This window comes from Devosia sp. (assembly GCF_030689745.1).
GTDB classification, from domain to species: Bacteria; Pseudomonadota; Alphaproteobacteria; order Rhizobiales; family Devosiaceae; genus Devosia; species Devosia alba.
The window spans coordinates 1-13,463 of the sequence record NZ_JAUYGL010000021.1 but is presented as its reverse complement, the minus strand read 5'-3'; the positions used below and the strand labels follow the sequence as shown (position 1 = coordinate 13,463).

The following is a 13,463-nucleotide window of genomic DNA, read 5'->3' as shown; positions in this document are numbered from 1 at the left end:
GCCGTCCTGACGGAAGGGCCCGCCTATTTCTCGGTCCTGGCCGAGGTCAAGGCGATCGACGCGCACACCGTGCACTTCATCACCAAGGCACCCGATCCGCTGCTTGAGCATCGCCTGTCTTCCTGGGCCTCGTGGATCATCAACAAGGCGGACTGGGAAGCAAAGGCCGCTACCGATGGCGGCATCCCGATGTTTCCCGTCGGCACCGGCCCCTTCATGCTCGATGAATACAAGGCAGACGAGTCCATCCGTCTGGTGGCCTTTGACGACTATTTTGGCGGCGTGCCCACGGCGGCGACCGTTACTTTCCGCGAGATTCCGGAGCCCTCGACGCGTGTTGCCGGTCTCGTCTCGGGCGAGTTCGACATCATCACCAATGTGGCGCCGGATCAGATCCCGCAGATCAATGGCTATGACGATATCGAGACCCGCTCGGTGGTGCTCGCCAATTCGCATGTCCTGGCCTATGGGACACAGGATCCGGTGATCGGCGATGCCCGCGTCCGCCAGGCGATGAACCTGGCCATCGACCGCGACCTGCTCAACGAAGCCCTGTGGGGCGGCCAGGCCGTGGTGCCCAATGGACATCAGTATCCCGAATTCGGCGACATGTATAATCCGGACCACAAGGGTCTTGAGTATAACCCCGAGCGCGCCAAGTCGCTGCTGGCCGAAGCCGGCTATGATGGCGGCCTCATCCGTTACACCACCCAGCCAAACTACTATCTGAACGCCCTGCCCGCCGCCCAGGCCATCGTCGAGATGTGGAAGGCCGTTGGCCTCAATGTCGAGCTCAACGTCGTCGAAAACTACACAGGTCTTGACATGGCTAACCTGCAGGTTCGCACCTGGTCCAATTCCACCCGCTATCCCGATCCGGTCGGTGGTCTGTGGAACCTCTGGGGTCCGTTTGGCGGTCCGCAGCGCGGCGCCGGCAATTGGGCCGGCACGGAAAACCTCGAGCGCTTCAACGAACTGGGCCGCATCATCGAGAGCAATGTCGATCTGGAAGTCCGCCAGCCAGCAGCCTTCGAAATGCTCGAAATCTGGGAAAAGGATGCCCCCGGCACCATCCTCTACCAGCCGCTCGAGACCTATGGCGTGTCCAAGGACATCAACTGGCAGCCTTACACTTTCTACTACATGGATCTGCGTCCCTATAACCTCAGCTTCAACGATTGATGGTCAGGCTCTCCAACGCCAAAGGAGGCGGCGCAATTGCCGCCTCCTCGCCGCTTCCGGGCACCATCGGCGCCGCTCCTCTCCTTGAAGTGTCGCGCCTCAGCGTCCACGCCGGCTCCAATGCGCTGGTCGAGGACGTGAGCCTCTCCGTGCGACCGGGCGAAACGCTTTGCCTCGTGGGCGAAAGCGGCTGTGGCAAGAGCCTCACCTGCATGTCCATGCTCGGCTTGCTCGATGATAATCTCTCCCTTGGCGGCTCGATCAGGCTCTTCGGCACCGAAACCGTCGGTGCGCCGGAAAGCGTGCTCAACAATCTGCGCGGCAGCGACGTCGCCATGATCTTCCAGAACCCCATGGTCTCGCTCAATCCGGTGCAGCGCGTCGGCGCCCAGATTGCCGAAGCCATTGTCGAGCATACGCCGCTGCGCGGTGCCACCGTCGATCGGCGTGTGGTGGAACTGCTTGACCAGGTCGGCATCCCCAATGTCGCGCGCAACAAGAGTTACTATCCGCACCAGCTCTCGGGCGGCATGTGCCAGCGCGTCATGATTGCCATGGCGCTGGCCTGCAAGCCCAGACTGCTCATCGCCGACGAGCCGACCACCGCCCTCGACGCGACCATTCAGGCCCAGATCCTGCGGCTGTTGCGCGATCTGCAGGTGGAACTCGGCCTTGGGATCGTGCTGGTCACCCATGACCTCGGTGTCGTGGCCGAGATCGCCGATCACGTTGCGGTCATGTATGCCGGCCGCGTGGTCGAAGCATCCTCGGTCGACGCGCTTTTCGAAAATCCGCGTCATCCCTATACCCGCGCCCTCATGGGCAGCCGCATTGGCTTTGGCCGCCAGCCCGGCACGCCGCTCGACGCCATCGGCGGCACGGTACCCGCGCCTGCCGCCCGCCCCATCGGCTGCAATTTTGCCCCACGCTGCGCCATGGCCAGCGAACGCTGCCAGGTCGATCCACCCCTGCTGCGCTACGGCCAACACGCGGTCGCCTGCCACTTTTCCGGACTCGAGAGCGGAGTGGGCGCATGACTGACGGCGAAAGCGGCGTTGTCGCCAGCAATCTGGTTCAGGCTTATTCGTCTGGCCGCAAGCTGTGGGGCAAGGCAGATGAATTTCGGGCGGTCGATCGCGTCAGCCTCACCATCGCCGAGGGAGAGACCCTGGGCATCGTCGGGGAAAGCGGCAGTGGAAAATCGACGCTTGGGCGGATGATCGCCGGTATCGAGGCGCCGACCAGCGGCACGGTAAGCTTCTGGGGCCAGCGCTACGCCAAGGTGGGTTCGCCTGACTGGCGCCGTCAGCGCCGCGATGTGCAAGTGGTGTTCCAGAATCCGGCCGCCGTCGTCGATCCGCGCTGGACCATCCATGCACAGGTGCGCGAGGCGCTCACCACGCATGAGGCCCTTGCCGCATCGGAGGCCGATGACAAGGCCCAGGCCATGCTGGCTCTGGTGGGGCTCGGCACCATGAGCAATCGACTGCCGCACCAATTGTCCGGCGGCCAGCTGCAACGCGCCGTGATTGCCCGCGCCCTGGTGCTCAAGCCTCGCCTCGTCATCTGCGATGAGGCGGTCAGCGCGCTCGACGTTTCCGTACAGGCGCAGATCATCAACATGATGCTGGAGCTGCGTGAGCGGCTCAATCTGTCGCTCATGTTCATCTCGCACGACCTTTCCGTGGTCCGACACATCAGCCACCGGGTCGGCGTCATGCATGCCGGCCAGCTGCTCGAAATCGGCGACTCCCGGACGCTCTTCGAAAACCCCCAGCATGATTACACGCGCCGACTACTCGCAGCCATTCCTGCGGACAGCCCGCGTCAGCGACGGGAGCGCGACATGAACGCCTTCGCCGCTCTGGCGGCTGCCAGCTCCCCTTCTCCCATCCAGGCCTCCTTATGAAAATCATCGCACATCGCGGCGACAGTGCCAGCTTTCCCGAGAACACGCCCGAAGGCTGGTCGGCGGCCTTCGACAATGGCGCTTATGCCATCGAAGGCGATATTCGCCTTTCACAGGACGGCTTCTGCATCTGCGCCCATGACGCCGATCTGCGCCGGCTCTTCGACCGCCCCCAGCGACCCGAGGACCTGCCGCTCGACGAACTGCTCGGGCTGAGAAATGCAGCGGGCGGACGCATCGTAGAACTGGCAGACTTTCTGCGCCATGCCAGCGACAACCATGCCATATTGCTCGACATCAAGGACGAAACACCGCCGGCACTCGAGGCCATCTGGAAGGCGATTGAGGAGACCGTGCCGGCGCCTCAGCGCCCGCTGGTCATCGCTGGCTGCCATACGCTCGACGCAGTGAGGTTTTTCGCCGCGAAGGCCGAGACCGGCATTCTTGGCTTCATCCCCGATCCTGACCAGGCCGAGGTGTTTTTCAGCACCGGCGCCAGTCTCATCCGGCTCTGGGAGCGCGACGTCTCCAGCGATCGCGTGGCCCAGCTACAGGCCCTAGGCGCCGAAGTCTGGGTCACAGCGGGTGGCAGCGGCACTGCCCATGAAACGGGCGACACCGCCCCGCAAAACCTCGCCGCCCTGATTTCTGCCGGAGTGAGCGGCGTCCTCGTCAACGATGTCGCATCGACCAGCTCGATTTTGGAGACTGCAGCATGAGCACCGGCTCAACACTTCTCGTGACCTTTGACGGGTTGCGGCGCGATCGCGTCTCGGCCGAGCTCATGCCCAATCTTTTCCGGTTCATGGACGAGGGCTGTGACTTTCTCAATTCACGCTCGATATTTCCGAGCGAAACCCGGGTGGCCGTCACCTCGACCATGACCGGTTCCCCGCCTGGTGCCCATGGCGTCGTCGCCAACCAGTTCATTCATGCCGTGCGGCCCGACGACCTGTTCCGCACCTCCGAATGGGAGGACCTCGAGCTTGCGGCCCAGGCCGGGCAATTGCTCGATTGCCAGACCATGGGCGAGCGCATGGCTGCGGCCGGCCGGACCATGGCTGTGGTCAGCACCGCCACCAAAGGCGCCTCGCGCATGATGAACTCAAGCGCTCATGCCTTTGGCCAGCCGGTCTTCTCGGTCCATGGCATGCCGGTTTCAACGCCCGACCTCCATGCGGCCGTCCTTGCACAGCTTGGCGAAATTCCCCCTGCTGGTGCGCCCAATAGCGCACGCGTGACCTATGCGACGCAGGCGCTGATGGAGGTTATCTATCCCCGCCATAATCCCGATTTCTGCGTGTTCTGGATGAACGAGCCGGATACGAGTTCACACAAATTCGGCGTCACCGGCGCCGAGACCGAAGCCGCCCAACGCATGACCGACGAGAATTTTGGCCATATCCTCGCCTGGTGGCAGGCCGGCAACGGCCCCGAGAACATCGTGGTCATGTCCGACCACGGCCAGATCACCGGCCATGCCCAACTCGAGACGCTCGACATCATTCCCGCCGAGTTCGGTCGTGCCTCCATCGGCTCGTTCAGCGGCATCTATCTCGACGACGTCTCCGATGCGCGCAAGGCCGAGGTCGTGGACTGGCTGGTCCGTCAGGATTTTTGCGGCTTGGTGTTTGCCTCCAATGCTGGCGGTGAGGCAATTGGCGGCGCCCTGCCCTGGTCGGCGGTGCGCAATGACCACGCACGGGGCGCCGATGTCGGGTTTACCCTACGCGCTACCAATTGCGACGAGCAATGGGGCCCCGAAATCGACGGCTGCATTTTTGCAACTTGGATCACGCCGGGCGGTGGCATGCATGGCGGACTCAATCGCGGCGAACTCGCAACCGTATTGGCGGCGCAGGGCCCGGCCTATCGCCGGGCGTTCAAGTCGGACGTGCCCTGCTGGCTGCCCGACATCATCCCCACCGTGCTCACCACGATGGGCCTTTCCACCATAGGCAGCGAGGGCCGGCCGATGGTCGAGGCGCTGGTCGGCGAGGATGCCCGCTTCGGTACGGCCCCGATCGTGGAGCAACGTTTGCTCAGCGCGACCCGGCACGGGCATGAGCAATATCTTCGCCAGTGGGTGATCGAGGGCAAGACCATTATCGACTGCGGCTGGACCGCGGGAACGGGAGCGTGGGCCAAGTGAGTCTGCAATTCCTCCTCACCAAGTTCCTGCGTGGGGCGATGACACTGCTGCTGGCGGTGACCTTCGTCTTCATCGTGCTGCGGGCCTCAGGCGACCCGGCACAGATGATGCTGTCGGATGAAGCCTCGCCCGAGTCGATTGCCGCCTTCCGTGCGCGCTGGGGGCTCGATGGTTCCTTGGTCGAGCAGTATGTCACCTATCTCTCGGCCATTGTGCAGGGCGACTTCGGCGACAGTTTCCGCGACGGCAGACCAGCCCTGCAGGTGGTTGTGGAACGCATTCCGGTGACCCTGCAACTGGGCATCACCGCCCTGCTGGCCACCCTGTTGCTGGGCATTCCCGCTGGCATCCTGGCGGCCCTGCACCGGGGCAAATGGATCGACCATGCCGCCATGTCCTTCACCATTTTTGGCCAGAGCGTGCCAAATTTCTTCCTCGGCATCATCCTGATCCTCATCTTCTCGATGACCTTGCGCTGGCTGCCGAGCTCCGGCACCGGGAGTTTCTGGCACCTGCTGATGCCCGCCCTGACGCTGGCCACGGCAACGGCGGCCACGGTGGCCCGCTTCACCCGCTCGTCGATGCTGGACGTCCTGCATCAGCCCTTCATGCGCACAGCAAAGGCCAAGGGCATTCCCCATGATCGGCGCGTGCTGCGCCACGCGCTGCCCAATGCCGCCATTCCCGTGGTGACCGTCGTCGGCATGCGAATTGGCGGTCTGATCGGCGGCGCTGTGACCATCGAGACGGTGTTTGCCTGGCCCGGCGTCGGCATGCTGCTGGTCAATTCGGTCAACCAGCGCGATCTGGCCGTGGTTCAGTCCGTGGTCCTGTTGATCGCCCTCACCATGGTCGTGGTCAATCTTACCGTGGACCTCGCCTATGGCTGGCTTGATCCGCGCATAGAGCTGCACAATAAGAAGGCAACCGCATGAGCAGCCTCGACCTATCGCCAGTTGCTGGACAGCTGCGCCGCCACAGCTGGCTGACCCGGATTTGGAAAGCGCGTCCTCCCGTAGTCATCGGCCTTTGCCTCGGCTGGCTGGCCCTGGTTGTCATCGCGGCTCTGTTTGCCGAATTCCTCGCTCCTTTCGGCTTTGCCGAGCAGAGCCTGCTCACCCGCCTCAAGCCGCCAGCATTAATGGGCGGGCCGGCCCAGAGCCTCTTCGGTACCGATGATCTCGGGCGCGATGTATTCAGCCGGGTCATCTATGCCATGCGCACCAGCATTCTGATCGCCATCATGGCGACGGTGATCGGCGCCACAGTGGGCACTGCGCTGGGTATCGTTGCCGCCCACTTCCGCGGATGGGTCGACGACGTCATCATGATGCTGGTGGATTTCCAGGCTTCAATCCCCTTCCTGATCGTCGCCCTGGCCGTGCTGGCCTTTTTCGGCAACAATTTCCTCCTGCTGATCGTGCTTATCGGGCTTTTCGGCTGGGATGGCTATGCACGCATTGCCCGCGGCCTCGTGCTCTCCACCAATGGTCAGGGCTATGCCTTCGCCATCCGTACGCTGGGTGTGCATCCGGCAAAGGTCTATATCCGCCATGTCTTGCCCAATATGCTCGGCGTCATCATGGTGCAGATCACCCTCAATTTCCCGGAGATCATTCTGCTCGAAACCTCGCTGTCCTTCCTGGGCCTCGGCGTCCAGCCGCCCGGCACCAGCCTTGGCCTGATGCTCGGCGAGGGGCGCAACTACCTGACGACAGCCTGGTGGATGGGAATTCCTGCCGGCGCGGTCATCTTTTTGACCACCCTCGCCATCAGCCTGGTCGGCGACTGGCTGCGCGACATGCTGGACCCCAACCTCGGAAACAAAGACCTATGACTGCTCCCCTCCCCCAACGGCTCGGTTCGATCGACGAGCTCAGCTTTGCCGCCGTGCTTTCCGATCTCGATGGTGTGGTCTATCGCGGCGAAGAAGCCGTGCCAGGCGCGGTAGACCGCTTCAACCGCTGGCAGGCGACGGGAATTCCCTATTGTTTTGTCACCAACAATGCCGAGAAATCCGCGGAGGCCTTTGCCGAGAAGATCCGTGGATTGGGCATCGACTGTGGCGCGGAGCAGGTGGTCACGTCGGGAGACGTGGCGCTGCAGTATCTGCAAGGTCAGTTCTCGCCGGGCGACGGCGTCTATGTGATTGGCTCGCAGTCGCTTAAGGACCGTGTCCGCAACCTTGGCTTTCGCCTGGTGGACATGGGCGCCGCAGCGGTGCTTGTCGCCCTCGATCGCAACTTCGACTATTCGATGATGACAACAGCGTTGGGCAATATTCTGGACGGCGCCAGGCTGATCGGCACCAATCCCGATCTCATTCGTCCCCTTGCGGACGGCTTCGAGCCCGGCGCAGGCGCCATCGCGCACTCCATAGCCGTCTCATCTGGCGTGATACCGATCTTTCTGGGCAAGCCGGAGCCAGAAATCATCCAGTCGGCGATCAGGCGAATGGGCATCGCCGCGGAGAGCTCAATCATGCTGGGCGACAAGCTCGATACAGATATACTCGCCAGCCAGCGCGCTGGAGTGAGGTCGGTCTTCATGGAAACTGGCGTCCCGCTGGACACGAGAAGCATCGTCAGGCCCGACTATATTCTTGCCCGCCTCTGTTAATCGAGAACTGCACTGACATCGTCCGCAACGCGCCCCATTCCGACCGTCCAATCGGCTGACGGATTTTTTCGCGCTGACTGAATGGGCGCACTACTTCTGGCATTTCAGTCATGACGTTCCCGAAAACGAAATCAGTTGGTGCTGTGGACGGGTTGGGTTGTCGAGTGAGGTTTCAGATCAGGCGATCGTATCCTTGCGCATTTGGGTCGGTGTCATACCGTAGGCTTTGCGGAAATGCTCGTAGAACTGGGTCTGGCTGACAAAGCCAGCCTGGAACGAGACATTGGCGACCGACAAGCTGCCATCGAACAATAGCGAACGCGCCCGGATCAGTCGCATGCGTGTGACGAATCTCTGCACCGAGATATGCATCACCTTGGTGAACAGGTTGATGGCGTAGTTGGGGTGGAGCCCAACCACCTCGGCGATGCTTTGGGCGCTGAGCGGATCGGTGATGTTCTCTACGATATGGCGCACCATGCGCACAACATAGCGCACCGGGGAACCTGTCCGGGTACGAGCGCCCGTGCCTTCCACCCAGGCAGGCAAGAGGGTGTCCCAGCCGGTGATGGCAGCACGCCGGAACATGGTCGCGATCTCGGCGCGCACGATCTCGGTACGCAGGACATTGCCGCTGCGGTAGTCCTGATGCCAGCGGTCCAGCGTTTCAAGACCGATACAATCTGGATTGAGCTGTATGACCCCTCCTCCCATCAGTATCTCTGTCAGACGCCCCAGTTGGGGCATCTCCAGAAAGGCGTCCATAGGCAGATAGATGTTGAGTTGGCGGCCTTGGGCACTGTCAGGGCTCAAGCCAATCGTCTGATGAGGAATACCAGCCCAGAAGGCAACCAGACGTCCCGCTGCGACCGAAACTGGCCCGCCGTCAAAGTCGTAGTCCATTCTGCCCTGGGTCAGCCAGTTGAACTCGATATGCCCATGGGTATGGGCATAAGGCATGATCTGTGGCGTGAACGAACGCATGCCAAAGCGCCCAAACGCCTTGCCCGAAGAATAGAAGTTACGATCAGGACGCGGCGTGGGGCGCGGCGCTGGTTCACGCCTTGTTGGCGTACCTGACGCATTTTCCGCAGTCATGCTTATCCATAGAGTTCTTAGGAAACCGGAACAAGTCTCTACTATTCCGGATTGTTTCACCGCTGGCAAGGCGTACGCTTGTGGTCTGAGCACGGGAAGAAGTCGGCAGGGAGTGGCCGGCGCGGGCAATCAATGCCAACCGCTGCCATGGGAGGTTTTATGAGAAAACACGCAATGGCCCTTGGTGGGGCTGGTTTGATGCTGGGCGTATCGCTGCTGGCGGTGCAGGCTCAGGAACTGACGGGCGAACTGCCCGATCCACCGGCTTTCGCTGCCCAGAGCGAGCCCACTTTCGTCAGCATTTCCGAGATCATGGAATACAAGGCGCTGCCGGAATATCACGAGCCCGATTGGGTCACCTCGAAATATGTCGATGCCGGCACCTTGCCGCCCGTGGCCGAGCGCCTGCCCGAGGAACCACTGGTTTTCAAGACCGCCAACATGCCCGACGGCATGGGTGTCTATGGCGACACCCTACGCCACGTCATCGGCGGCCGGCCCGAAGGCTGGAATTATATCGGCGGCCAGTCCCAGGGCTGGGGCGGCATCGATATCGGCCTTTCTGAATGCCTCACACGCACGGGCCCGCTCTTCACGGTCAAAGCCGATGAGCTCGAGCCCATGCCCAACCTGGCCAAAAGCTGGGAATGGTCGGAAGACGGCCATGAACTCACCATGCACCTGATCGAAGGCGCCAAATGGTCAGACGGCGACCCCTTCGATGCCGAGGACGTGATGTTCTACTGGGAGGACAACGTCCAGGACTCCAATGTCAGCGCCGTGCCGTCAGGAACCGGTACACCGGAGCGCTTCGGCGTGGACACCACGCTTGAAGCCATCGACGCCTACACCATCAAGTGGACCTTCAAGGAAGCGTTCCCCACCCAATATCTTTACGCCATGGCCTATGACTCGTTCTGCCCGGGACCGAGCCATATCCTCAAGCCCGAGCACCCCAAATACAACGCCGACAACAGCTATGACGACTACAAGAACGCCTTCCCGCCCGAATTCATGAACATGCCGGTAATGGGCGCCTGGGTTCCGGTCGAGTACCGCCCTGACGACATCATCGCCATGCGCCGCAATCCCTATTACTGGAAGGTCGACGAGGCCGGCAACCAGCTGCCCTATCTCAACGAGCTGCACTATCGCCTCAGCACCTGGGCCGATCGTGACGTGCAGGCCGTCGCCGGCTCTGGCGATTTCTCAAATCTCGAACAGGCCGAAAGCTATGTCGAAGCACTGCGCCGCTCGGCAGAAGAGACCGCTCCGGCCCGCCTGCAGTTCGGCGCCCGCACCATCGGCTATGCCCTGCGCATGAACCTCTCGGGCAATGGCTGGGGCGAACCTGACGAGCGCGAACAGGCCATTCGCGAGCTCAACCGCAATCTCGACTTCCGCAAGGCCATCACGATCGCGGTTGATCGTCAGCGTCTTGGCGAATCCCTGGTCCGCGGTCCGTTCACCGCCATCTATCCCGGCGGCCTCTATGCCGGCACGACCTATTTCGACAAGGCCTCAACCGTGTACTATCCACACGACCTCGAAGCCGCCAACACCCTGCTCGACGGGCTCGGCCTCGCCGATACCGACGGCAATGGTATCCGCAACCTGCCCGATGGCGGCGGTGACGTCGAAATCACCCTGCTGGCCAATACCGACTACGGCACCGATACCAATCTGGCCGAAGGCGTCATTGCCCAGATGGAGCCACTAGGCATCCGCGTCATCGCCAGCTTCCAGGCGGGCACGGCCCGTGACGACAAGGCTCAATCCGGTCAGTTTGACTGGGCCGTAGAACGCCAGGGCGCCGAAATGGTCTCGGTGGTGCAGGGCACGACGATGCTGGCCCCGACGGGTCCCCGGACCCACCCGTTCCACAAGGCCGGCACGGATGGCACTGTCGACCTGCTGCCGTTTGAGCAGGAGCTGGTCGATACCGTCAACGCCTTCATCGCCACCAGCGACAATGCCGAACGGGCCGACCTGATGAAGCAGTATCAGCGCATCTTCACCGAGAACGTTTATTCCGTCGGTCTGACGCAATATCCGGGCGCGCTGATCGTCAACAAGCGCTTCGCCAACATCCCTGAAGGCGCGCCGATCTTCATGTTCAACTGGGCCGAGGACAACATCATCCGCGAGCGTGTCTTTGTGCCCGCCGACGCCCAGGGCGACTTCGAGCTGCATCCCGAAATGCTGCCGGGCGCTCCTGGCTCAGCCGGCCCGATGTGACCTGACGGCGGCATGAACCCTGGCAGGGGGAGCCATCCCCCTGCCCACGAATCGAAAGGCTTGCGGCCCATGCTCCGATTTCTGACCTTGCGCGTCCTGGGCGCCATCCCCCTGCTGATCCTGCTTAGCGTCGTGACCTTCGCCATCATCCAGGCGCCACCGGGCGACTATGGCGACTATATCCGCGCCATGGCCGTCAACCAGGGCGGCGCCACCTTCGAGCAGGCCGACATCCAGGCCCAGCGCTATCGCGAAGCCAATGGTCTCAACGATCCCATGGTGGTGCAGTATTTCCGCTGGATCACCGGCATCGTCACGCGCTTTGATTTTGGCCATTCGCTCTATTACAACAAGCCGGTCGGCAATGTCGTCGCCGAGCGCCTGCCTGCGACCATCGCCCTGGCGCTGACCTGCCATATCCTGGCCTCGGTGCTGGGCATTGGCCTGGGCATCATTGCCGCGACCCGCCAGTACAGCTGGGTCGATACCACGCTGGGCATCATCTCCTTTCTGGGCATGACCATCCCCCGCTTCCTGCTGGCCATCGTCATCCTGTACTTCCTCGTCTTCCGGCTCAATGTCTCGGAAGTGGGCATGTTCTTTTCGGCCAGATATGGCGGGGCGCCGTGGAGCTGGGACAAATTCGTCAACCTGCTCCAGCACATCTGGCCGGTCATCTTCATCGCGACCTTTGGCGGCCTCGCCTACAATATGCGCGTCATGCGGGCCAATCTTCTCGATGTGCTCAACAGCCAATATGTCGAGACCGCCCGAGCCAAGGGCCTGCCCGAATCGGCGGTGATCATGAAGCACGCCGTCCCCAATGCGCTGCACCCGCTGGTCGCTTATCAGGGTGTCGTGCTGCCCTATATGCTGACCGGCGAAATCGAGGTCGCCATCGTCTTTGGCCTCGCCACTGTCGGTCCCGCCATTGTCGGCTCCATGGGTGTTGGCGATGTGTTCGTCACCGCCACCTTCATGCTCGTGCTGGCAGTCACCCTGATCATCGGCAATATCATTTCGGATATGCTGCTGGTGGCGCTCGACCCCCGCGTCCGTCTCGGCGGAGGCAGCGAATGAACAAGAACGACACCCACTCCGCCATTCCCCTGCCGACCGACGTCAGCGGCGGTCCGATGCCGACGCCGGCCGAAGAGGCCGATATCGCGCCAGCGCCCGTGCGGACCCGTTTCGGTAGCGGCAACGAAACCTATGCCCTGCTGGTCTGGCGTCGCTTCAGGCGCTCGCCCATGGGCATGATCGGGCTGGTCTTGGTCGTGCTGATGCTGGTCGTATCGGTTTTCGCCGATTTTTTTGCGCCCATGGATCCCAAAGACGCGAACCTGCCCTTCGCCCCACCCGACGTCATTGCCTTCGAGTATCCCGACGGCAATTTCAGCCTGATCCCTTATGTCTATCCTATCGGCGATACCGGCGAGTTCGATCCCGTGACCTTCCAGCCCCTCACCGGCCTGATCAAGGACGACCCTACGCCTACCGGCTTCTTCGTCACCGGCTACAGCTATGATCTGTTCTGGTTCATCCCGGCCAATATCCACTTCTTCGGGTCCGTGGACGGTCGACCGATCCAACTGCTGGGGACCGACAAGTTCGGCCGCGACATCCTCTCGCGCGGTATTATCGGTTCGCGCATTTCGCTGATGATCGCTCTGGCCGTAGTGACGCTGACGACGATCGTCGGCACGCTGGTCGGGATCACCTCTGGCTATATCGGCGGCCGTCTGGACAGCTGGGTGCAGCGCTTCGTCGATTTCGTCCTCGCCTTCCCGCAATTGCCGCTCTACCTGGCGCTGACCTCGCTGATCCCGGTGACGGCGCCGTCCAATGTGTTCCTCAGCTTCGTCATCTTCGTCATGGCGGTACTGGGATGGGCGCAGCTCAGCCGGGAAGTCCGTTCCAAGACCCTGTCTTTGGCGCGCATCGACTATGTGCGCGCCGCCATCGCCGTCGGCGCCACCGATAGCCGCATCATCACCCGGCACATCCTGCCCAACGTTCTCAGTCACATCATCGTTTCCATTACCCTGGCGATTCCCTCCGTGGTGCTGCTGGAGAGCTTCCTGGGCTTCCTCGGCTTTGCGGTTAAGCCGCCACTGATCTCCTGGGGCCTGATGCTGCAGGATACCGGCACCTTTTCGGTCATCGGCTCCTATCCCTGGATCCTCAGTCCCGTCATCTTCGTGCTGGTCACCGTCTTCGCCTTCAACGCGCTGGGCGACGGTCTGCGCGACGCCATCGACCCCT

Annotated in this window: 12 protein-coding genes; 11 read left to right on the top strand and 1 reads right to left on the bottom strand. The window is 62.2% G+C overall.

Going from position 1 to position 13,463, the window contains the following annotated elements; genetic code table 11:
• The 8 genes from Q8O80_RS01925 to Q8O80_RS01890 all read left to right on the top strand — a co-directional run.
• Nucleotides 1-1,182: ABC transporter substrate-binding protein (locus Q8O80_RS01925; protein WP_305576348.1), on the top strand; the 1,182-nt coding region annotated here is incomplete at its 5' end.
• Nucleotides 1,182-2,219 (top strand): ABC transporter ATP-binding protein, encoded by a 1,038-nt coding sequence (locus Q8O80_RS01920; protein ID WP_305576346.1) that lies wholly within the window; start codon nt 1,182-1,184, stop codon nt 2,217-2,219. The genes Q8O80_RS01925 and Q8O80_RS01920, both read left to right, overlap by 1 nt.
• A complete protein-coding gene (locus Q8O80_RS01915) occupies nt 2,216-3,091 on the top strand; it encodes an ATP-binding cassette domain-containing protein (RefSeq protein ID WP_305576344.1) in 876 nt (291 codons plus the stop codon). The genes Q8O80_RS01920 and Q8O80_RS01915 overlap by 4 nt, the downstream gene beginning before the upstream one ends.
• On the top strand, nt 3,088-3,810 hold the full coding sequence (locus Q8O80_RS01910) for a glycerophosphodiester phosphodiesterase family protein (RefSeq protein ID WP_305576342.1): 723 nt from the start codon (nt 3,088-3,090) through the stop codon (nt 3,808-3,810). Before Q8O80_RS01915 ends, Q8O80_RS01910 begins: the two co-directional genes overlap by 4 nt.
• Nucleotides 3,807-5,243 (top strand): alkaline phosphatase family protein, encoded by a 1,437-nt coding sequence (locus tag Q8O80_RS01905; protein ID WP_305576340.1) that lies wholly within the window; start codon nt 3,807-3,809, stop codon nt 5,241-5,243. The genes Q8O80_RS01910 and Q8O80_RS01905 overlap by 4 nt, the downstream gene beginning before the upstream one ends.
• A complete protein-coding gene (locus tag Q8O80_RS01900; RefSeq protein WP_305576338.1) occupies nt 5,240-6,178 on the top strand; it encodes an ABC transporter permease in 939 nt (312 codons plus the stop codon). The genes Q8O80_RS01905 and Q8O80_RS01900 overlap by 4 nt, the downstream gene beginning before the upstream one ends.
• On the top strand, nt 6,175-7,080 hold the full coding sequence (locus tag Q8O80_RS01895; protein WP_305576336.1) for an ABC transporter permease: 906 nt from the start codon (nt 6,175-6,177) through the stop codon (nt 7,078-7,080). Before Q8O80_RS01900 ends, Q8O80_RS01895 begins: the two co-directional genes overlap by 4 nt.
• The gene (locus Q8O80_RS01890) at nt 7,077-7,862 is read left to right on the top strand and encodes an HAD-IIA family hydrolase (RefSeq protein WP_305576334.1); all 786 of its coding nucleotides are present in this window, start codon (nt 7,077-7,079) and stop codon (nt 7,860-7,862) included. The genes Q8O80_RS01895 and Q8O80_RS01890 overlap by 4 nt, the downstream gene beginning before the upstream one ends.
• A gap of 177 nt (nt 7,863-8,039) precedes the next feature.
• On the opposite strand, the gene Q8O80_RS01885 is transcribed toward Q8O80_RS01890, so the two are convergent.
• Nucleotides 8,040-8,960, bottom strand: a complete 921-nt coding sequence (locus Q8O80_RS01885) for a helix-turn-helix domain-containing protein (RefSeq protein WP_305576332.1) — start codon at nt 8,958-8,960, stop codon at nt 8,040-8,042.
• 159 nt (nt 8,961-9,119) lie between these two features.
• Between Q8O80_RS01885 and Q8O80_RS01880 the strand changes: the two genes are divergently transcribed.
• The 3 genes from Q8O80_RS01880 to Q8O80_RS01870 all read left to right on the top strand — a co-directional run.
• Nucleotides 9,120-11,198 (top strand): ABC transporter substrate-binding protein, encoded by a 2,079-nt coding sequence (locus tag Q8O80_RS01880; protein WP_305576330.1) that lies wholly within the window; start codon nt 9,120-9,122, stop codon nt 11,196-11,198.
• Nucleotides 11,199-11,267: 69 nt separating this feature from the next.
• On the top strand, nt 11,268-12,278 hold the full coding sequence (locus tag Q8O80_RS01875) for an ABC transporter permease (RefSeq protein ID WP_305576328.1): 1,011 nt from the start codon (nt 11,268-11,270) through the stop codon (nt 12,276-12,278).
• 56 nt (nt 12,279-12,334) lie between these two features.
• Nucleotides 12,335-13,463 (top strand): ABC transporter permease (locus tag Q8O80_RS01870; RefSeq protein WP_371136077.1); only part of this gene is annotated, 1,129 nt, incomplete at its 3' end.

Bases quoted from the DNA above. Each gene is read 5' to 3' on its own strand.
- Q8O80_RS01890 (WP_305576334.1), top strand. From the start codon at position 7,077: ATGACTGCTCCCCTCCCCCAACGGCTCGGTTCGATCGACGAGCTCAGC.
- Q8O80_RS01875 (WP_305576328.1), top strand. From the start codon at position 11,268: ATGCTCCGATTTCTGACCTTGCGCGTCCTGGGCGCCATCCCCCTGCTG.
- Q8O80_RS01910 (WP_305576342.1), top strand. From the start codon at position 3,088: ATGAAAATCATCGCACATCGCGGCGACAGTGCCAGCTTTCCCGAGAAC.
- Q8O80_RS01880 (WP_305576330.1), top strand. From the start codon at position 9,120: ATGAGAAAACACGCAATGGCCCTTGGTGGGGCTGGTTTGATGCTGGGC.
- Q8O80_RS01915 (WP_305576344.1), top strand. From the start codon at position 2,216: ATGACTGACGGCGAAAGCGGCGTTGTCGCCAGCAATCTGGTTCAGGCT.
- Q8O80_RS01905 (WP_305576340.1), top strand. From the start codon at position 3,807: ATGAGCACCGGCTCAACACTTCTCGTGACCTTTGACGGGTTGCGGCGC.
- Q8O80_RS01885 (WP_305576332.1), bottom strand. From the start codon at position 8,960: ATGACTGCGGAAAATGCGTCAGGTACGCCAACAAGGCGTGAACCAGCG.
- Q8O80_RS01920 (WP_305576346.1), top strand. From the start codon at position 1,182: ATGGTCAGGCTCTCCAACGCCAAAGGAGGCGGCGCAATTGCCGCCTCC.
- Q8O80_RS01895 (WP_305576336.1), top strand. From the start codon at position 6,175: ATGAGCAGCCTCGACCTATCGCCAGTTGCTGGACAGCTGCGCCGCCAC.